Source organism: Phenylobacterium sp., from assembly GCF_016793225.1.
Classification (GTDB): Bacteria; Pseudomonadota; Alphaproteobacteria; order Caulobacterales; family Caulobacteraceae; genus Phenylobacterium.
In genome coordinates, this window is the sequence record NZ_JAEUMN010000154.1 from 1 (window position 1) to 18,096 (window position 18,096).

Consider the following 18,096-nt stretch of genomic DNA (forward strand, 5'->3'; position numbering starts at 1 on the left):
CGGCATGGATCCCGCGGACAAGCCGCGGGATGACGGCGTGGGGTGATGGCGGCTGCACGCCTGACCTGTGCAAGTCCCGCCGCTCCCCCTCTCGCTCCGCGAGCTCCCCCACAGGGGGAGCACCCGCCCCCCCAAAATCCACCCCCCCTTGGGGGCGGTCCGGCGGCGCATCGCGCCGGCGGGGAGGGGGCGGCCGGCAGGGCCTTCGCCCCCCAGCCCCCTCTCGCTCCGCGAGCTCCCCCCGAGGGGAAGCATCGTCACCCCCAAGATCCTCCCCCCTTGGGGGAGGTCCGGCGGCGCAGCGCGCCGGCGGGGAGGGGGCAGCCGGCAAGGCCTTCGCCCCAAGACCCCCTCTCGCTTCGCGAGCTCCCCCAGAGGGGGAGCATCCTCCCCAAGGCCCCGCCAGGCCTACGGCCTGGACGCCCCCGTCATCGCGGTGAGCTTCTCGGCGAAGCTGATGAGGCACACCTCGGACTCCGCCAGCGGACCGGTGTCGTAGCCCGAGCTTTCCATGCCCTCCTGGACGCGGCGGATCAGGACCGTGTCCTCGGCGTTCACCTGCCGGTTGATGCGCCAGTTGAGGTAGCGGGCAGCCCGCACCTCCCGCCGCGCGTCGGGCCGGACGTAGGCGATCTCGCGGATGACCGTCTGCGTCGGCGAGACCGGGATCCACTGCATGAAGTCGATCTGGTCCGGGTAGACGTCGAAGGCCATGTTCGGCCACAGCTTGTAGTAGTTCCAGCGCCGCTGGTCCCGGCCCTCCAGGTGGCCGAAGTGCGGCAGCAGCGCCTGGTAGCCCCGCTCGACCCAGTTCGGGGACGGCGTCTCGACGATGTCGCCCCACATCTTGTCGACCCAGGGCCGGGCCTCGATGCCGTAGCTCGCTCCGAACAGCCGGGTGAGCCCCGGGTGCGCCACCGGGATGTGCAGGCTGTCGGAGTAGTTGTCGCCGACGTTCTTCCAGTTGACCGGGCGCGGCCGCAGCGTGACCCGGCCCTGGGGCAGCAGGTCGGGCGGGCAGTGCGGCGCCAGTTCGTCGGTGTAGGGCGCCATCATCTCGGCCACGCTGGGCAGCCCCGGCGCGAAGCGCACGAAGACGAAACCCAGGTAGATCTCCTGGTCCAGCGGCTTCAGGCCGTGCTCGGCCGGGTCGAGGCCGTCGAAGCCCTGCCACGCCGGCACGTTCGCGAGGCGGCCGTCCAGCCGGTAGCTCCAGGCGTGGTAGGGGCAGACGAGGCGGCGCCCGCAGTTGCCGTGGCTGCCGTCGGCCAGCCGCGAGGCCCGGTGGCGGCAGACGTTGTGGAACGAGCGCACCTGCCCGTCGTCGCCGCGCACCGTCAGCACGCGCTCGCCCAGGATGTCGAAGGCCTGGTAGTCGCCGGCCTCGGGGATGTCGTTCAGGTGGCAGACCACCTGCCAGGCGGTGCGGAACACCGTCCGGCGCTCGCGCTCGAAGAACGCGGGGTCGGTGTACATCCAGGCGGGCAGGCTCTCGATGGTCACGCGAAAGCCTCCCGCCCGGCGCCCGGATTCAGCCGACGGCCGCGGGCTGGCGGCCGGCGAACCGCGCGAGGCGGACCGCGATGATCTCCTCGGCCTCGCTCATGATGCGGTCGACCAGCTCCTTCACGGTCGGCACGTCGTGGATCAGGCCCGCGACCATGCCGCAGCTCCAGCCGCCGGCGTCCATGTTCCCGTCCTTCATGATCGCCGGATAGACGCCGGCCACCTCGGGGGCGATGTCGGCGAAGGTGATCTTGTCGCCCAGGGTCCGCTCCTTCTCGAGCAGGCGCTCCACGCCGGCGTTGTTCAGCACGCGTTCGGTGTTGCGCAGCGGGCGCATGATCAGGCGGGTGTCGAGCTCGGTGGCCTTCACCAGGGCGTCCTTCACGTTCTGGTGGATCGGCGCTTCCTTCGTGGCCATGAAGCGGGTGCCCATGTTGATGCCCTCGGCGCCCAGCGCCAGCGCGGCCACCAGCTGGCTGCCGGTCGCGCAGCCGCCCGAGGCGACGAACGGGATCTTCAGCTCCTCGGCGGCGCGGGGCAGCAGCACCCAGTTGCCGACGTCGTCCTCGCCCGGGTGGCCGCCGCACTCGAAGCCGTCGACGCTGACCGCGTCGCAGCCGATCGCCTCGGCCTTCAGCGAGTGGCGGACCGAGGTGCACTTGTGGATCACCTTGATCCCGGCCTCCTTCAGCGCCGGCATCCACTTCTGCGGGTTGTTGCCGGCGGTCTCCACGGCCTTCACGCCGCTCTTGATGATCGCCTCGACGAAGCCCGGATAGTCCGGCGGCGTCACGGCCGGCAGGAAGGTGAGGTTCACGCCGAACGGCTTGTCGGTCATCTCCCGGCAGCGGGCGATTTCCTTGGCGAGGTTCTCGGGCGTGCCCTGGGTCAGGCCGGTGATGATGCCGAGCCCGCCGGCGTTGGACACCGCCGCCGCCATCTCGGCGTAGCCCACCATGTGCATGCCGCCCTGGATGATCGGGTGCTCGATGCCGAACAGTTCGGTGATGCGGGTCTTCATGGCGACGTCCTCCGGCTCATGGCTTTACGTCGTATTGGCCTGCCCGCGCCGCCGCCGCAAGAAGCCGCTGCGTCATCCCTGCTGCTGACACGCCGCTGGCAGCAGCGGTGTCGCAGTCTGTGGCGGTCCGCCGCCGGAGCGCCTAACTTGGACCTCATGCCCAGCCCCGCAAGTCCGGGCGTCTCCGACATGTCCGGAGCGTTCGACTACGACGAGAACACCATGCCCATGCTCTGGAAGCCGCACCGCCCGGTGCGCCCGGAGAAGAGCGAGGGCGGGCGGAAGTTCAAGCTGGTGAGCGACTACGCCCCCGCGGGCGACCAGCCCCAGGCGATCGCCGAGCTGGCGGGCGGCCTCGGGAACGGCGAACGGGACCAGGTGCTGCTGGGCGTCACCGGCTCGGGCAAGACCTTCACCATGGCCAAGATCATCGAGGAGACGCAGCGCCCGGCGCTGATCCTCGCGCCGAACAAGACGCTCGCCGCGCAGCTCTACAGCGAGTTCAGGAGCTTCTTCCCCGAGAACGCGGTCGAGTTCTTCGTCAGCTACTACGACTACTACCAGCCCGAGGCCTACGTCCCGCGGACCGACACCTACATCGAGAAGGACAGCTCGATTAACGAGCAGATCGACCGGATGCGCCACTCGGCCACCCGGGCGATCCTGGAGCGCGACGACGTCATCGTCGTGGCCTCGGTCAGCTGCATCTACGGCATCGGCTCGGTCGAGACCTACTCGGCCATGACCTTCGACCTGAAGCCCGGCGACCGCATCGACGAGAAGCGGCTGATGGGCGACCTCGTGGCGCTGCAGTACAAGCGCAACGACCAGGCCTTCGAGCGCGGCAGCTTCCGCCGGCGCGGCGACACCATCGAGATCTTCCCGGCCCACTACGAGGATCGCGCCTGGCGGCTCAGCCTGTTCGGCGACGAGCTGGAGTCCATCACCGAGTTCGACCCGCTCACCGGCAAGAAGACCTCGGAACTGGCCGGCGTGCGCGTCTACGCCAACAGCCACTACGTGACGCCCCGGCCGACGCTCCGGCAGGCGATCAACCAGATCAAGGCCGAGCTGAAGGAACGCCTCGACTGGCTGGTGGCCAACGGCAAGCTGCTGGAGGCCCAGCGGCTGGAGCAGCGCACCACCTTCGACATCGAGATGATCGAGGCCACCGGCTCCTGCGCCGGCATCGAGAACTACAGCCGCTACCTCACCGGCCGCCGGCCGGGCGAGCCGCCGCCCACCTTCTTCGAGTACATCCCCGACAACGCGCTGCTGTTCGTGGACGAAAGCCACCAGACGGTGCCGCAGATCGGCGGCATGTACCGCGGCGACTACCGCCGGAAGTTCACGCTGGCCGAGTACGGCTTCCGCCTCCCCTCCTGCATCGACAACCGCCCGCTCAAGTTCGAGGAGTGGGACGCCATGCGCCCGGACTCGGTGTTCGTCTCCGCGACGCCCGGCCCCTGGGAGATGGAGCGCTCGGGCGGCGTCTTCGCCGAGCAGGTGATCCGCCCCACCGGCCTCATCGACCCGCCCGTGGAGGTGAAGCCCGTCTCGAAGGACGGCTTCAGCCAGGTGGACGACGTCATCGACCAGGTCCGGCAGGTGACGAAGCAGGGCTACCGGGCGCTGATCACGGTCCTCACCAAGAAGATGGCCGAGGACCTGACCGAGTACATGCACGAGCAGGGCCTGCGCGTGCGCTACATGCACTCCGACGTCGACACCCTGGAGCGGATCGAGATCATCCGCGACCTGCGCCTGGGCGCCTTCGACGTGCTGGTGGGCATCAACCTGCTGCGGGAAGGCCTCGACATCCCCGAGTGCGGCCTGGTGGCGATCCTCGACGCCGACAAGGAGGGCTTCCTGCGCTCGGAGACCTCGCTGATCCAGACCATCGGCCGCGCCGCCCGGAACGTGGACGGCCGCGTGATCCTCTACGCCGACACCGTCACCGGCTCGATGGAGCGGGCGATGGCCGAGACCCAGCGCCGCCGCGAGAAGCAGCAGCAGTACAACATCGAGCACGGCATCACGCCCGAGAGCGTGCGCAGCCAGATCAAGGACATCCTGGCCAGCCCCTACGAGCGGGACCACGTCACGGTGAAGGCCGGCGTGGCCGAGGGCGCGACCCCGTTCCTGGGCGACAACTTCAAGACCACGCTGAAGGACCTCGAATCCCGGATGCGCGAGGCCGCCGCCAACCTGGAGTTCGAGGAGGCCGCCCGCCTGCGCGACGAGATCAAGCGCCTGAAGCTGCTCGACCTGGAATTCGCCGCCGACGCCCTGTCCTCCGGCGGCGAGGCCGGCGACAGCCGCGAGACGGTGAAGCAGCTCCGCTCGGAAGCCCGCGCCGAAAAGGCCGAGGAATACCGCAAGATGCGCGGCCGGCGGCGGAAGGGGCCGTAGGGCCCTCCCCCACCCGCTGGACTTCCCGTAGGTCCGGGTTCCACACTCGCCTCCAGACCCTGCGTCCGGAGGATGCCGCCATGCCGTTCAGACCGATTGTCCTGATCGCGGCCGCGGCGCTGGCGCTGCCCGCCGCCGCCTCGGCGCAGGGCTATCGCGCGCCGCGCGCCGTCGGGAACCAGCCCAGTCTCGAGGGGACCTGGACGAACGCCACCCTCACGCCGCTGGAGCGGCCGCGGACCCTCGGGGAGCGCCGCGCGATGACGGCCGCCGAGGTCGACGCCGCGGAGGGCCGCCGTGCGCAGGTCATCGCCAAGAGCCTCGAGCCCACCCGGACCGACGCCGACTTCGAGAAGGAGCCCTGCTACGCCGGCAACACGCTGTCGGGCGGCGCCACCCACGACTGCGGCTACAACGCCTTCTGGACCGACCACGGCGACACCGTGATGCGGGTGAACGGGGAGCCGCGCACCTCGCTGATCACCTTCCCCGCCGACGGCCGCATGCCGAAGCGCCTGCCGCCCCGGCCCGGCGCGGGGCCGCCGGTGCGCGGGGTCTACGGCGTGGCCGGCGACAACCCGGAGAACCAGACGCTGGGCGAACGCTGCATCACTTCGTTCGGCTACCACGCGGGGCCCGTGATGCTGCCGTCGTTCTACAACTCGAACTACCAGATCGTGCAGGGCACGGACGCCGTGGTCATCGTGGTCGAGATGATCCACGACGCCCGCGTGGTCCGCCTGAACGGCCGCCACGGTCCCAACAAGGTCTGGTACGGCGACAGCATCGGCCGCTGGGAGGGCGAGACGCTGGTGGTGGAGACCACCAACTACCACCCGCACCAGAACATGTTCGGCGGCACCAGCGACATGAAGGTCACCGAGCGCTTCACGCGCGTGGGCGACCAGCGGCTGCACTACGCCTTCCGCGTCGAGGACCCCGCGGTCTGGGCCGAGCCCTGGGGCGGCGAGTACGAATTCAGCCCCGCCAAGGGCGCGGTCTACGAATACGCCTGCCACGAGGGGAACTACGCGCTTCCGGGGATCCTGCGCGGCGCGCGGGCGGCAGAGGCCGAGGCGGCGAAGGCCGCGGGCGCGGCGCCCGGCGCGCGGTGACGCCGGCGGTCAGGCCGCCGCGGGCCGGCGCCGCCGAAGCGCCGCGCCGGCGGCGCCGAAGCCCAGGATCATGAGCGCCCAGGCCCCTGGCTCGGGCACGCCGCCACCGCCGCCGCCGATCTGCTCCGTGATGCTGTAGCCGAACTCGCCGTTCATGACGGCGGTGTAGTCGAAGCCGGTCCCGAACACGTCGGCCACGGTGGAGATCGTCACGAGATAGACCTCGCCGGCCGTGATCTGGCGCTCGAACACGCCGTTCGACTGGGAGAGGAGAAGGCTCTCGCCGCCGCCGGCGCCGGTCCAGCCGATGTTGAAGCCGCCGAAGCCGGTCGGCAGTCCCGTGACGCCGAACTCGTAGGTCAGCCGCAGCACCCCGTCGCCCTGCGCCTGGAAGGTGTAGCTCCAGTCCGGGAACCCGCCGACCTCCGCCTCGGTGACGAGCGGACCGGGCGGCGCGTCGAAATCCCATCCCGCCGCGATCGACACCTGACCGGCGTTGGCCCCGAAGTCGGCGGCCACGCCATGGTAGGCGTAGACCTGGCCCCCCGGCCCGGCCGAGACGGCCCGCGATACGCCCAGCGCGGTCGGCGCGGAGAGCCACTGCGCGCCCGTCGAGTCCATGGCGTCGAAGCCGGCGTAGTTGGCGAACACGCGCGAGCTCACGAACCCCTTGATGGGCGTCGCCGCCAACGCGGCCGCGGGGACGAGCGCCATCGCCAGCGTCATCGCCGCGGTCATGGCTCGGGTGATCGTCACGGGGCTGCTCCGGTCTTGCGCCCGTCGGGGGCGACCGTCGGAGGCTACCGCCGCCCTGCGCCCTGGGGGATCGCCGATTGGGGGGTCTTCACGTCCTCGGCGGCCTGCATCGCGGGCCGCGGCAGCCTGCTCTGCATTTTCGCATCAGACCTATGCGTCGGGTTAACTACATACTGTGCCCCGGAATCCCCACTTGCAGGGTGCGGCAGAGTTAACTGGCGCCGTTCATGCGACTGACAGGGAACCTGTGCTGTCTCAGGACGTAAGTTGATACGGCCAGGGTGTTCCGGCTGAGGGCGAAATCGCTCCGCAGCCGCATCGGAACCTTGGGGATCGAATTGAGGTACTTGAAGATGTCACCGTCTCTCAGTGTGGTCGCCGACAACGACCTGAAGGTCGTCACCCCGAAGACCGAGACCGTCGCCGAGCGCGTGCGTCGCCTGCAGGCCGAAGCCAGGCAACTGGCCAAGGATCACGTCAAGGCGCTCACCACCGCCATGGTCGACCTGGAGCAGCTGGCCGCCGAGATCGCGGACGGCGGCGACGCCTACGCCCCCGGCGTGCGCGACGTGGCCCGCCGCCTGGTGGAAGACCTGGACAGCCGCGTTCAGACGCTCGAGGCCATCGTCGCCCGCACCTGACGCCGGGCGACGGACAGGCTTAACGCCCCGCGTCGGCCGTCGGCGCGTCGCGATTCCCGACGATCGGACCCGCCTCGCGGCGCGTTAACCAGTCCGGGACACACGCTCCCCCCCGGCCGGTTGAATGGTCACTCAAATCGGCGCTTGAACGTCCATTCAAGCCATGCTTGGTTGAGTTGAACGCTCGACCAAGGCCCATGGACGAACTTCCCACCCGCGACCGCCTGGTCTTCGCCGCCATGAAGCTCTTCGGCGAGAAGGGCTACCTGTCGACATCCGTGCAGGACATCCTGCGCGAGGCCGGTGCGAACGCCGGCAGCCTCTACCACTTCTTCCCCACAAAGCAGGACGTCCTCGTCGCTGTGCTCGACATGTACCGCGAGGGCATCGAGCCCATGCTGCTGGCTCCGGCCTGGGAAGGCGTCGACGACCCCATCGAGCGCATCTTCGCCCTGCTGGCCAGCTACCGGCGCGCGCTCGAGATCAGCGACTGCCTCTACGGATGCCCGATCGGCTCGATCGCCCTGGAACTGCACGAGCCGGATCCGCCGGTCCGCGAGCTGCTTTCGGTCAACTTCCACCAGTGGGTCGGCCACGTGGAGCGCTGCCTCATCGAGGCAGGCGAGCGGCTCCCGGCCGACCTGGACCGCCGCCAGACCGCGATCCTCGTGCTGAACGTCATGGAGGGCGGCGTGATGCAGTCGCGCACCCACCGCACGCTGGACGCCTTCGACGCCTCGGTGGCGGGGCTTCGGGACTACCTCGACCGGCTGGAGCAGGCCGCCTCCGCCGGACGCAACAACGCGGCTGGGGGACACGACGGATGAGACAGGTGGTGGGCGCCGCCCTCGCGGCGGCCGCGCTCGCGGCGGGGACGGCGCAGGCGCAGTCGGTGAAGGACTTTCCGGACGTGACCGACAACTCGTTCGTGCAGGCGAACGGCTCCAAGGTGCTGAAGATCGCGATCATCGTCCCAGCCCCACGCGAGAAGGTGTGGGAACGGGCGCTGACGACGGAAGGCTACAAGGCCTGGGCGACGCCGGTCGCCAGCGTGGACGCGCGGCTCGGCGGCGTCATCGAGAGCGCCTACTCGACGAAGGCCCGTCTGGGAGAGCCCGACAACATCCGCAACCAGATCGTGTTGTTCACGCCCGGGCGCGCCTTCGGCATCCAGAACATCACGGCGCCCGCCAGCCTGCCGGGCCGCAAGGAATTCGGCGACATCGTCACCGTGATGGAGTTCGAGGATGCGGGGCCGGGCGCGACGCGGGTGACCCTCACGGCCGTCGGCTACAAACCGCAGGAGCCCTACCTCACGCTCTACCGGCACTTCAGCTGGGGCAACGCCTATACGCTGGTGAAGCTGCGCGACAGCTTCACCAAGGGACCGATCGACTGGAAGAGGCAGGAAGCCGAGGCCGAGGCGAAGGCCGCCGCAGCCAAGGTCCAGGGGGGACGCTGAGATGAACCAGACCCTGATCGTCGCCACATCCGGCGGGCTCATCCTGCAACTCGCCATGGTGCTCGGCGGGCACTACAGCGCATTCGTCCGGGACAATGTCTTCGCGCTCGGCGGAATGGCGATCTCGCTGCTGGCGGGCCTCGTCTTCGCCAAACTCGCCGCCGTGGGCTGGACGCCGAGCCTGGCGGGCGGCCTCGTGGCCGGCGGCGTCTGCGCGCTGCTCGGCATCGCCGTCTCCGTGGCGCTGAAGGACACCGCGCCGATGATTCTCGTCGTGGGGACGCTGGGCTCGGCGGTCGCCGGCCTCCTCGGCGCGGCGGTGGGCAAGCTCCTGGCCTGAGGCGGCTTCTGTTGCAGGCCGCCGCCCCGGCTGGTAGCGGTTCGGACCTTGGGCCACGCGCCTTCGTTTGAGTCTCGGAATTCGGATGCGGCGACCTCTACAGCGGCCGGACGGCTCGGGCGGGCAGTTCTTCTGGGACCTCCTGACCTTCGAGCGCCTGCTGACCGGAACGGTGTTCCACCTGGTCTACTGGGCGGGCCTGGCCATCATCGGCATCATCGCCTTCGGCGTCCTGGGCGCCTCGGTCGGCGTCGCGATCCGCGAGGGCGGCTGGGGAATCCTGTTGGCGGTCGGCGTCCTGGGCGTCGGCATGATCGGCGTCTTCACCGCCGTGCTGCTCTGGCGCGCCTTCTGCGAGTTCTACGTGACGATCTTCAAGATCGCCGAGGACCTGCACGTCCTGCGGCAGGACGTCGAAGCCGAGCGGTCGCGGCAGGGCCGCTGATCGCCCCCTGACTGCGGTCGGGACTTCGATTCACCTCTCAAGCGAACGCTGTTGCGACAAGGTGCATCGCGGCGCTTTCTGATGCGCGTTGTTGCGCGCGGGCGCGGCGCGCGCGGATGGGATTGGGGAGTCTGATGAAAACTCTTGGTTTCGCGACGATCGCAGCGACCGCCGCTCTGTTCGCCTCGGCCGCACAGGCCAACGTTCTGACCTTCGACGGCAATATCTGCAACGGCGGCTCCGTCTGCGGCGACGGCGCCGAGATCGACGACACCTACGGCGACGTCGCGAACGTCATCGACGTCCAATACAACGACGACCGGAACGACGGCGGCGGCAACTCGACCCTGCAGTGGTGGGCCGCAAGCTACAGCGACCTTTCCAACGTCGCCTGGGGCGGGGACAACGACAACGTCGGCTCGCCCTCGATCTTCCTGGTGCCGCTGAGCGGCCTCGCCGTCACCCTCAACGGCTTCGACCTGGGCGCATGGCCGAACACGAGCCGCACGACCCAGGTCACCATCCGCGAGATCGGGGGCGGCACGCTCTACTCGTCCGGCACGATCCAGATCGACGGACAGGTCCACAGCCACTTCAGCTTCAACCTGACCAGCACCAGCGGGCTCGAGATCAACTGGGGCCCGAACGGCTACAACGTCGGCATCGACAATGTCGACTTCACCGTCGGTCAGTTCAACGGCGGGATTCCCGAGCCGTCCACCTGGGCGATGATGATCCTCGGGTTCGGCGCCGCCGGCTCGATCCTGCGCCGCCGCACGCTCGTCCACGCCTAGGGCGCGTTTCGAAAAGCGGGAGCCGGCAGCTACCCCGTTCAGTCTGAACGGGTGAGGCTCTAGCGCGCGGCGATCTTCCGCAGCCCGAGTTCGTCCAGGGCCGCCGCCTCGCGGCGGCCCGTTTCCTTGCGCGCCGCCACGCGGATGTTGTCGGCGATGTGCTCGTACTTCTTCTGGGCCTCGAAAGCCTCGGCGAGGGCGTCGCGGGCGCCCTGCTCTTCCAGCAGGATGGCGTCGATCTCGGCCTGCACCTTCGCCTTGCGGATCTTCAGGCCCTCGAAGAAGCCCGCGCGGTAGATCCCCGCGGCGGCCTCCTGGGCGGAGAACATCGCCTCGGCCTCCCCTTCCGCCTCCAGGAGGGTCAGCCGCATCTCCACGGCCATTCGGCGGTCCACGATCTCGGCCAGGCGCTTCTGCAGCACCTCGGCCTCGTAGCTGGACAGCTTGATGAGGGAATCGGCCCAGCTCACCTATTCGGCTCCATTCAGGATGTCGGCGAGACGGGAGAAGCTCTCGTCCAGGCTGGTCGCATCGCCGGGCTGCTGCGACAGGAACGTCTCGACCGCCGGGTTCAACTGGATCGCCCGGTCGATCAGCGGGTCGGCGCCGGCGCGGTACGCGCCGATCCGGATCAGCTCTTCCATGTTCGAATAGGCGGACAGGGCCTCGCGCGCCTGGCGGACCACCTCCCGCTCCTCCATCGACTGGCAGCCCGGCATCGTCCGGCTGATCGACTTCAGCACGTTGATCGCGGGGAACCGGCCACGCTCGGCGATGGCGCGCTCCATCACGATGTGGCCGTCGAGGATCCCCCGCACGGCGTCGGCGATGGGCTCGTTGTGGTCGTCGCCGTCCACCAGCACGGTGAAGAGCCCGGTGATCGGGCCGGCCTTGGTGCCGTCCGGGCGGATCGGGCCGGGCCCGGCGCGCTCCAGCAGTTTCGGCAGTTCGGTGAAGACCGTGGGCGTGTAGCCCTTGGTGGTCGGCGGCTCGCCCGCCGCCAGGCCGATCTCCCGCTGCGCCATGGCGAAGCGGGTCACCGAGTCCATCAGGCAGAGCACTTCCATGTCCTGGTCGCGCAGGTATTCGGCGATGGCCATGGTCATGTACGCCGCCTGGCGGCGTTTCAGCGCCGGCTCGTCCGAGGTGGCGACCACCACCACGGCGCGGCGGAGTCCCTCCTCGCCCAACGTCTCCTCGATGAACTCGCGGACCTCGCGGCCCCGCTCGCCGATCAGCCCGACGACGACCGCGTCGCAGTCGGCGTTCTTGGCCAGCATCGACAGCAGCACCGACTTGCCGACGCCCGAGCCGGCGAAGACGCCCAGGCGCTGGCCGCGGCAGCAGGTGGTGAACACGTTCATCGCCCGCACGCCCAGGTCCAGGCGCTCGCCGACCCGGGCCCGCGCGTGGGCGCTGGGCGGCGAGGCCCGCAACGGGTAGGCCGCCAGTCCCTGCGGCAGCGGTCCCTTGCCGTCGATGGGCTCGCCGAACGCGTCGACGATGCGCCCGAGCCAGGCCTTGGAGGGGCGCACGGCCGAGCCCAGCGGCTGGATGCGGATCTCCGCGCCCGGCGCGACGCCCTCGACGGGACCGAAGGGCATGAGCAGGGCGCGGTTCTCGCGGAAGCCGACGACCTCGGCGGCGATGGGCCGGTGGTTGAAGCGCGCGATCTCGGCGCGAGCGCCGACCGCCAGCCGCGAGAGACCGCCACGCGCCTCGATCAGGAGGCCGTTCACGGCCGCGACGCGTCCCGAAACCGTAAGTGGATCCAGCCGCTCGACCGCGGCCACCAGACTCTGCAAGACAACGCCCCTGGGTCTCGGACGCATGGTCGCGCCGACACGCTTAAGGGGTTGTGAAGAACAGCCTTGGCTTTAGCGGAATCTGCCCGCGTCGCGGCGTCGCAGCCTGCCGCCTCAGTTGATGTCGGTGGAGACCGTCGGGCCGTTGGCGGCGGGGGTCCTGCGCTTCGTACGGGCGGCCACCGCCTCGCCGGCGCCCTTCGCCTGCTCGATCAGCGCCTCACCCTTCGCCCGCGCATCTTCCACGAGGGCATGGCCCCTCTGGCGGGCGTCCTCGAGGAGCGGCTCGGCCCTGGCCGCGATCCGGTCCCGGTTCCGCCAGGCCGCCATGCCCGCCACGCCCACGACCGCCGCGCCGATAAGGATGAACGGGTTCCTGCGCGCGAAGGCCAGGGCGGGGCCGGCGAACGGGGCCAGGCGCCTGATGCGATCGCCGCTCAGGGGCAGGCGGAAGGACTGCCGAGGCTCGTGCGTGTAGGTCATGCGAAGTCTCCGGACGTTGTTCCGGGAACGGAAACCCCTTGCGCGACAAGCCGTTCCCACCCCCCGCTTCGGCCGGAACGTCCAATCACAAAAGATTCAACAGGGGCGCCGACGGCCCCTTCGGCAGCTCAGCTTGAGTCGGATTCTCAAATCAGATTAACGATTCGGCTGACGGGGCCACCACCATTAACCGGTCTTAAAGGACGGCGGGGCAGGTTAACGGGCGAGGCATACGCGGGTCCGCTGGGTCCGTGGGGGAATGCGGGGACGCGGCAGGAGAGGCCAATGCGCGTTTTGTTGATCGAGGACGACAGCGCGACCGCGCAGAGCATCGAGCTGATGCTCAAGTCGGAAGGGTTCAACGTCTACACCACCGACCTGGGTGAGGAAGGCGTCGATCTCGGCAAGATCTACGACTACGACCTGATCCTGCTCGACCTGAACCTGCCCGACATGAGCGGCATGGACGTGCTGCGCACGCTGCGCGTCGGCAAGATCAATACGCCGATCATGATCCTGTCGGGCACCGCCGAGATCGAGACCAAGGTGAAGACCTTCTCGGGCGGCGCCGACGACTACATGACCAAGCCGTTCCACAAGGACGAGCTGGTCGCCCGGATCCACGCCGTGGTCCGCCGCTCGAAGGGCCACGCGCAGTCGGTCATCCGCACCGGCGACATCGTGGTGAACCTCGACGCCAAGACCGTCGAAGTGAACGGCATCCGCGTGCATCTGACCGGCAAGGAATACCAGATGCTGGAGCTGCTCTCGCTCCGGAAGGGCACGACCCTCACCAAGGAAATGTTCCTCAACCACCTCTACGGCGGCATGGACGAGCCCGAGCTGAAGATCATCGACGTCTTCATCTGCAAGCTGCGCAAGAAGCTGGCGGCCGCCGCCGACGGAAAGCATCACATCGAGACCGTCTGGGGTCGCGGCTACGTGCTGCGCGACCCGCAGGAAGGCGCCGTCGCCGCCTGACCGGGCCGCCCCGTGAACGACGAGACGCCCGGCCGCTGCGCCGGGCGTTTTCGTTTGCATCGGCTCAGTCTAGCCTCGCGGTAACCGGTTCGGGAGGACGCGCGCACGATGGGCAGACTGCTTGCGCTTCTTTTCGCGCTGATCGCCGGGTCGTACCTGGCCTACCTCGACCAGCAGCTGCCGGAGTCGCAGCCGGTCTCGATCTCTCCGCTCGAGTTCTCGGGCGAACGCGCGTTCCAGGACGTCAACTTCATGGCCGCCGTCCCGCATCCGACGGGCTCGGTCGCCAACGCCAACGTGCGCGACGCCATCGTCGGCAAGATGCTGAAGTACGGGCTGTCGCCGGAAGTCCGGCCGGGCGTCGGCGTCCAGGTCTCGAAGTGGACCCGGAATCTCGTCGTCGCGGGCCACGTGGAGAACATCGTCGGGATCATCCCGGGCCGCGACCGGAACGCGCCGGCGCTGGCGCTCATGGCGCACTACGACAGCGTGCCGGGCTCCCCCGGGGCCGCCGACGACCTGATGGGCGTGGCCGTGGCGCTGGAGACCGCCCGAGCCATCCAGGCGCGCGGCGTGCCGGCGCGCGACGTCGTGCTGCTGATGACCGACGGGGAGGAGGCCGGCCTCCTCGGCGCGAACCACTTCTTCCAGCGCGATCCGCTCGCCCGCCGCATCGGCTTCGTCATCAACCTGGAGGCGCGCGGCTCGGCGGGCCGCGTGCAGATGTTCCAGACCAGCGCGCGCAACGGCGAGCTGATCCGGGTCTTCCAGGAGACCGCGCGCCGCCCGTCCTCCGGCTCGCTGTCGGTGATGCTCTACGAGCTGATGCCGAACGACACCGACCTGACCGAGACCCTCAAGGCGGGCATCGCCGGGATGAACTACGCCATCATCGGTCGGCAGTTCGACTACCACAGCCCAACGTCCACCGCCCGCAACCTGGCGCGCGGCTCGCTCCAGGACATGGGCGACCAGGCGCTCGCGATGTCCCGCGAACTTGCGTTTGCGAGCCGGCTGCCGGAGCCTGCCCCGTCCCCCGTCTACTCGAACCTCTTCGGTGACACCGTCATCGCCTATCCGGCCTGGTTCGGCTGGGTGATCCTGCTCGTGGTCGCGGTGCTGCTGGCCTTCGCGATCCGATGGGCGCGTCATTCCGGCGAGTTTCCGGCGACGGACCTGGCCCGCGGCGCAGGCGCGTTCGCCTTCGCGGGCGTGGGCACGGCCGCCATCCTCGAGTTCGCCCGGCGCCTCACGGGCGCGGACTTCGGCTACCTCGAGCAGCGGTTCCTGCTGGCCCAGGTCGACCGCTGGGAGTGGGCCATCATGCTCACCTCCCTGGGCTTCATGATGCTGACGGCGGCCGAGCTGTCGCGCACCCGCCGCTGGGTGGCGTTCCTGCCGCTCGCCGCCGGTCTCGGCGCCTGCGCCCTGGCCGGCGAGATCGACTGGATCGGCGTCGTGGCCGGCGTCGTGGCGACGGCGATCGGCTGGTTCACGTTCGGCCGGCCTGTCAGCCGGAAGGGCGCCTGGGGCGGCGGCCTCCTCTTCAGCTTCGGCCTGACCGTCGTGCTGCAGGCGTTCGCGCCGCAGGCCGCCTTCGTGCTCGCCTGGCCGCTGCTGGTCGCCGCCGTCGCCGCTGCGGCGACCTCGCTCAGCGCCAAGCGCGGCGTCCTTTCGCTCGTGCTTCTGGCCGTCATCGCCGCCGCCGCGCTCGGCTGGCAGGGCGGTCTCTCGCATTCCGCCTTCGAGAGCATGGACCTGATGCCGATCTTCGCGGTGCAGATGATCACCGCCGCGATGGTGCTGTGGCCCCTCGCCCAGCCCGACTGGGGCCGTTCGCCCGCCCGGATCATCGGCGCCACGGTGCTCCTGGGGGGGCTTGCCCTGACGCTCATCGTCCGCTCGGCCGACCCGTGGACCCCGCGCTACCCCGCGATCACCTATGTGGGCTACCAGATGGACCAGGACACGGGGCGGGCGTGGCGCTTCGCCCTGCCCGGCGTCGGCCGCTACTGGACGGACCAGGTCCTGAAGGCCGACGGGGGAACCGCTCAGCGGGTGAAGCAGTGGTGGTGGGGCCGGCCGCACGACATGGCCCCCGCAAAGCCGATCGCCGAGCCGTCGCCCGTCATCGGCCTGTTCCGAGAGGACGGGCGCGACACGCTGCAGCTGTCCGTCGCCCTCCCGGCCGAGGCCCGCACGCTGGAACTGCGGGTGCGCTCGACGACCCAGGCGCAGCTGACCGGCCTCAACGGCGCGCCCCTGGCGCAGGTCCTGCCCGCCGGGCAGTGGGTGCGCGTGGCGTGGGTCACCGGCGGCCCGCCGCTCCAGCTTGCGCTGAAGCCCCTGGGGCCAGGACGTCTCGACGTGAACTACGTCGCAGGCTTCGACCGGTGGCCGCGCGCCGCGATCCCCCTGCCCGCACGGCCGGCGGATCTCATGCCCTGGGATGATTCCGACTCCACCTTCGTCACGGGCGCCCGCGCCTTCACTTGGTGAGCCGGCCGCGCTATCCCGCGCGGATGAACGACGTCACGATCTACCACAACCCGAATTGCGGAACGTCCCGCAACACGCTCGCCCTGCTCCGCGAGAAGGGGGTCGAGCCCACGGTCGTCGAGTACCTCAAGGCCGGTTGGACCCGCGAGCAGCTGAAGGACATCCTGGATCGCATGGGCGCCGGGGCGCACGACATCCTGCGCGTCCGCGGGACGAACGCGGAGGAGCTGGGCCTCACCGCGCCGGGGGTTTCGGACGACGCGATCATCGCGGCCATGATCATCGAGCCGGTGCTGGTGAATCGCCCTATCGTGGTGACCGACAAGGGCGCGGCGCTGTGCCGGCCCGCCGAGCTCGTGCTCGGCCTCATCCAGGACCCGTGAGGGGCGCCGGCTTCGGCCGGTCGGAACTGCAACGACTGCTGGGGCGCGGGGGCGCCTTGCGGGCCGCCTTCGGAGCCCGCGAACCGAGTTGAGTCAGCGGACGCGCCCATGCTGCAATCCGATTTCAAGAGCGTTCGAGCGAGACCCCGCACCATCGCCGCGGCCGGCGCCGTCGCCCTGTGCGCGGGGATCGTGGGATGGCAGGCCGCCGCCCGCCTGGACCCTGCGCCCGCCCCCACGCTCGCGCCCGAGGCGGCGGCCGCCCTGCAGCATGCCGCCTTCACCCAGGCCGAGGCCCAGCCGGGCTACGGACGGCCACGGAACGTCGAGGTCAGCGTGCGCCCGGGCGAGACCCTCGAGCGCGCCGTGCTGCGCGCCGGCGTGACGCCGGACGAGGCGCGGCAGGTGGTCGAAACCCTCGGGCGCGCCATGGACACCGTCCGCATCAAGGCGGGCCTCACCTTCGACGCCGCCATCGCCACGCCCAGGTCAGAGGACCAGTCGGCGCGCCTGATCGGGCTGTCGCTGCGCACGGGCCCCGCCACCGCGGTGACCGTTTCGCGCACCTTCGACGGCGCCCTCAGGCTGCGCGCGCTGGAGGAGAAGGTCAGCCAAGAGACCACGGTGGCCGACGGCGAAATCTCCGGGTCGCTCTACGAGAGCGCGGCCCGCCTGGGCGCGACGCCGGCCATCATCCACCAGACGGCGAAGCTGTTCGCGCACAAGCTGGACTTCCAGCGCGACATCAAGCCGGGCGACGACTTCCGCCTCGTGTTCGATCGCAGGGTGACCGAGAGCGGCCGCACCATCGAAACGGGCGACCTGGCGTACGCCGAGCTGCGCGGGGTCAGGTTCTTCCGCTTCGAACGCGACGGCGGCGACGTGGAGTACGTGGACGAGCACGGCAAGAACGTCCGCGGCTTCCTCCTGCGCACGCCGGTCGACGGCGCCCGCATGACCTCGAGCTTCGGCCGCCGGCGGCACCCCATCCTCGGCTATGCGCGGGCCCACCAGGGCGTGGACTTCGGCGCGGGGCACGGCACGCCGATCCTGGCGGCCGGCGACGGAACGGTGGTGAAGGCCGGACGCTGGGGCGGGTACGGCAACTGGCTCCAGATCCGCCATGCCGGCGGCTGGGACACCGGCTACGCCCACATCTCGCGCTACGCCAAGGGCGTCCGCGCGGGCGCCCGCGTGCGGCAGGGACAGGTGGTGGCCTATGTGGGCTCCACCGGGATGTCGACGGGGCCCCATCTGCACTACGAGGTCTGGCAGCGGGGCAAGCGGGTCAATCCGGTCGGCGCCAAGGTTCCGCAGGGGACCGTCCTCGCGGGCCGAGAACTCGCCCGCTTCCGGACCGAGAAAGCCCGGATCGAGCGCCTGCTGGCCCAGGGACCTTCCCCGGCCGTCACGCTGGCCGACACGCGGGGGGCGACCCCCTGACCTTGCGATG

17 protein-coding genes and 1 pseudogene are annotated in these 18,096 nt (G+C 70.1%); 12 read left to right on the top strand and 6 right to left on the bottom strand.

The window, feature by feature from the left end:
• Positions 1 to 408 precede the first annotated feature (408 nt).
• Positions 409 to 1,503 (bottom strand): aromatic ring-hydroxylating dioxygenase subunit alpha, encoded by a 1,095-nt coding sequence (locus tag JNK30_RS17760; protein WP_367118763.1) that lies wholly within the window; start codon positions 1,501 to 1,503, stop codon positions 409 to 411.
• A gap of 28 nt (positions 1,504 to 1,531) precedes the next feature.
• A pseudogene (locus tag JNK30_RS17765) lies at positions 1,532 to 2,533 on the bottom strand (NAD(P)H-dependent flavin oxidoreductase); the annotation flags it as partial.
• A gap of 150 nt (positions 2,534 to 2,683) precedes the next feature.
• On the opposite strand from JNK30_RS17765, the gene uvrB reads away from it, so the two are divergent.
• Together uvrB and JNK30_RS17775 are read left to right on the top strand one after the other, a co-directional pair.
• Positions 2,684 to 4,939 carry an excinuclease ABC subunit UvrB gene (gene uvrB / locus JNK30_RS17770; protein ID WP_293484230.1) on the top strand — a complete coding sequence of 752 codons (2,256 nt, stop codon included), beginning with the start codon at positions 2,684 to 2,686 and terminating at the stop codon, positions 4,937 to 4,939.
• An 80-nt stretch (positions 4,940 to 5,019) separates the two neighbouring features.
• On the top strand, positions 5,020 to 6,054 hold the full coding sequence (locus JNK30_RS17775) for a hypothetical protein (RefSeq protein WP_293484232.1): 1,035 nt from the start codon (positions 5,020 to 5,022) through the stop codon (positions 6,052 to 6,054).
• A gap of 9 nt (positions 6,055 to 6,063) precedes the next feature.
• On the opposite strand, the gene JNK30_RS17780 is transcribed toward JNK30_RS17775, so the two are convergent.
• The gene (locus JNK30_RS17780; protein ID WP_293484234.1) at positions 6,064 to 6,810 is read right to left on the bottom strand and encodes a PEPxxWA-CTERM sorting domain-containing protein; all 747 of its coding nucleotides are present in this window, start codon (positions 6,808 to 6,810) and stop codon (positions 6,064 to 6,066) included.
• Positions 6,811 to 7,163: 353 nt separating this feature from the next.
• Here JNK30_RS17780 and JNK30_RS17785 point away from each other — a divergent pair, with 353 nt between their 5' ends.
• From JNK30_RS17785 to JNK30_RS17810, 6 genes are all read left to right on the top strand, one after another.
• Complete coding sequence (locus JNK30_RS17785) at positions 7,164 to 7,451, top strand: hypothetical protein (protein WP_293484236.1); 288 nt, start codon at positions 7,164 to 7,166, stop codon at positions 7,449 to 7,451.
• A 197-nt stretch (positions 7,452 to 7,648) separates the two neighbouring features.
• Positions 7,649 to 8,278, top strand: a complete 630-nt coding sequence (locus tag JNK30_RS17790) for a TetR/AcrR family transcriptional regulator (RefSeq protein ID WP_293484238.1) — start codon at positions 7,649 to 7,651, stop codon at positions 8,276 to 8,278.
• A complete protein-coding gene (locus JNK30_RS17795) occupies positions 8,275 to 8,913 on the top strand; it encodes an SRPBCC domain-containing protein (protein WP_293484240.1) in 639 nt (212 codons plus the stop codon). The genes JNK30_RS17790 and JNK30_RS17795 overlap by 4 nt, the downstream gene beginning before the upstream one ends.
• Position 8,914: 1 nt before the next feature.
• Positions 8,915 to 9,253 carry a hypothetical protein gene (locus JNK30_RS17800; RefSeq protein WP_293484242.1) on the top strand — a complete coding sequence of 113 codons (339 nt, stop codon included), beginning with the start codon at positions 8,915 to 8,917 and terminating at the stop codon, positions 9,251 to 9,253.
• A gap of 85 nt (positions 9,254 to 9,338) precedes the next feature.
• Complete coding sequence (locus JNK30_RS17805; protein ID WP_293484244.1) at positions 9,339 to 9,698, top strand: DUF4282 domain-containing protein; 360 nt, start codon at positions 9,339 to 9,341, stop codon at positions 9,696 to 9,698.
• A 134-nt stretch (positions 9,699 to 9,832) separates the two neighbouring features.
• On the top strand, positions 9,833 to 10,492 hold the full coding sequence (locus JNK30_RS17810; RefSeq protein WP_293484246.1) for a PEPxxWA-CTERM sorting domain-containing protein: 660 nt from the start codon (positions 9,833 to 9,835) through the stop codon (positions 10,490 to 10,492).
• 59 nt (positions 10,493 to 10,551) lie between these two features.
• Here JNK30_RS17810 and JNK30_RS17815 read toward each other — a convergent pair whose 3' ends face one another.
• The 3 genes from JNK30_RS17815 to JNK30_RS17825 form a co-directional block, all read right to left on the bottom strand.
• Entirely contained in the window at positions 10,552 to 10,962 is a 411-nt protein-coding gene (locus tag JNK30_RS17815; RefSeq protein ID WP_293484248.1) for a flagellar export protein FliJ, read from the bottom strand.
• A complete protein-coding gene (gene fliI / locus JNK30_RS17820; RefSeq protein ID WP_293484250.1) occupies positions 10,963 to 12,297 on the bottom strand; it encodes a flagellar protein export ATPase FliI in 1,335 nt (444 codons plus the stop codon). It lies immediately after the preceding gene.
• Between the two features lie 114 nt (positions 12,298 to 12,411).
• Positions 12,412 to 12,780 carry a hypothetical protein gene (locus tag JNK30_RS17825; RefSeq protein ID WP_293484251.1) on the bottom strand — a complete coding sequence of 123 codons (369 nt, stop codon included), beginning with the start codon at positions 12,778 to 12,780 and terminating at the stop codon, positions 12,412 to 12,414.
• A 285-nt stretch (positions 12,781 to 13,065) separates the two neighbouring features.
• Between JNK30_RS17825 and ctrA the strand changes: the two genes are divergently transcribed.
• The 4 genes from ctrA (at position 13,066) to JNK30_RS17845 (ending at position 18,086) form a co-directional block, all read left to right on the top strand.
• The gene (gene ctrA, locus JNK30_RS17830; protein WP_293484252.1) at positions 13,066 to 13,761 is read left to right on the top strand and encodes a response regulator transcription factor CtrA; all 696 of its coding nucleotides are present in this window, start codon (positions 13,066 to 13,068) and stop codon (positions 13,759 to 13,761) included.
• Positions 13,762 to 13,869: 108 nt separating this feature from the next.
• On the top strand, positions 13,870 to 16,260 hold the full coding sequence (locus JNK30_RS17835) for a M20/M25/M40 family metallo-hydrolase (RefSeq protein ID WP_293484254.1): 2,391 nt from the start codon (positions 13,870 to 13,872) through the stop codon (positions 16,258 to 16,260).
• Positions 16,261 to 16,283: 23 nt separating this feature from the next.
• Positions 16,284 to 16,643 carry an arsenate reductase (glutaredoxin) gene (arsC, locus tag JNK30_RS17840; protein ID WP_293484256.1) on the top strand — a complete coding sequence of 120 codons (360 nt, stop codon included), beginning with the start codon at positions 16,284 to 16,286 and terminating at the stop codon, positions 16,641 to 16,643.
• Positions 16,644 to 16,751: 108 nt separating this feature from the next.
• On the top strand, positions 16,752 to 18,086 hold the full coding sequence (locus JNK30_RS17845; RefSeq protein ID WP_293484258.1) for a M23 family metallopeptidase: 1,335 nt from the start codon (positions 16,752 to 16,754) through the stop codon (positions 18,084 to 18,086).
• Positions 18,087 to 18,096: the final 10 nt, after the last annotated feature.

Excerpts from the sequence above, each read along its gene's own strand:
- uvrB (WP_293484230.1), top strand. The coding sequence starts at position 2,684 with ATGCCCAGCCCCGCAAGTCCGGGCGTCTCCGACATGTCCGGAGCGTTC.
- JNK30_RS17775 (WP_293484232.1), top strand. The coding sequence starts at position 5,020 with ATGCCGTTCAGACCGATTGTCCTGATCGCGGCCGCGGCGCTGGCGCTG.
- JNK30_RS17785 (WP_293484236.1), top strand. The coding sequence starts at position 7,164 with ATGTCACCGTCTCTCAGTGTGGTCGCCGACAACGACCTGAAGGTCGTC.
- JNK30_RS17790 (WP_293484238.1), top strand. The coding sequence starts at position 7,649 with ATGGACGAACTTCCCACCCGCGACCGCCTGGTCTTCGCCGCCATGAAG.
- JNK30_RS17795 (WP_293484240.1), top strand. The coding sequence starts at position 8,275 with ATGAGACAGGTGGTGGGCGCCGCCCTCGCGGCGGCCGCGCTCGCGGCG.
- JNK30_RS17800 (WP_293484242.1), top strand. The coding sequence starts at position 8,915 with ATGAACCAGACCCTGATCGTCGCCACATCCGGCGGGCTCATCCTGCAA.
- JNK30_RS17805 (WP_293484244.1), top strand. The coding sequence starts at position 9,339 with ATGCGGCGACCTCTACAGCGGCCGGACGGCTCGGGCGGGCAGTTCTTC.
- JNK30_RS17810 (WP_293484246.1), top strand. The coding sequence starts at position 9,833 with ATGAAAACTCTTGGTTTCGCGACGATCGCAGCGACCGCCGCTCTGTTC.
- JNK30_RS17825 (WP_293484251.1), bottom strand. The coding sequence starts at position 12,780 with ATGACCTACACGCACGAGCCTCGGCAGTCCTTCCGCCTGCCCCTGAGC.
- ctrA (WP_293484252.1), top strand. The coding sequence starts at position 13,066 with ATGCGCGTTTTGTTGATCGAGGACGACAGCGCGACCGCGCAGAGCATC.
- JNK30_RS17835 (WP_293484254.1), top strand. The coding sequence starts at position 13,870 with ATGGGCAGACTGCTTGCGCTTCTTTTCGCGCTGATCGCCGGGTCGTAC.
- arsC (WP_293484256.1), top strand. The coding sequence starts at position 16,284 with ATGAACGACGTCACGATCTACCACAACCCGAATTGCGGAACGTCCCGC.
- JNK30_RS17845 (WP_293484258.1), top strand. The coding sequence starts at position 16,752 with ATGCTGCAATCCGATTTCAAGAGCGTTCGAGCGAGACCCCGCACCATC.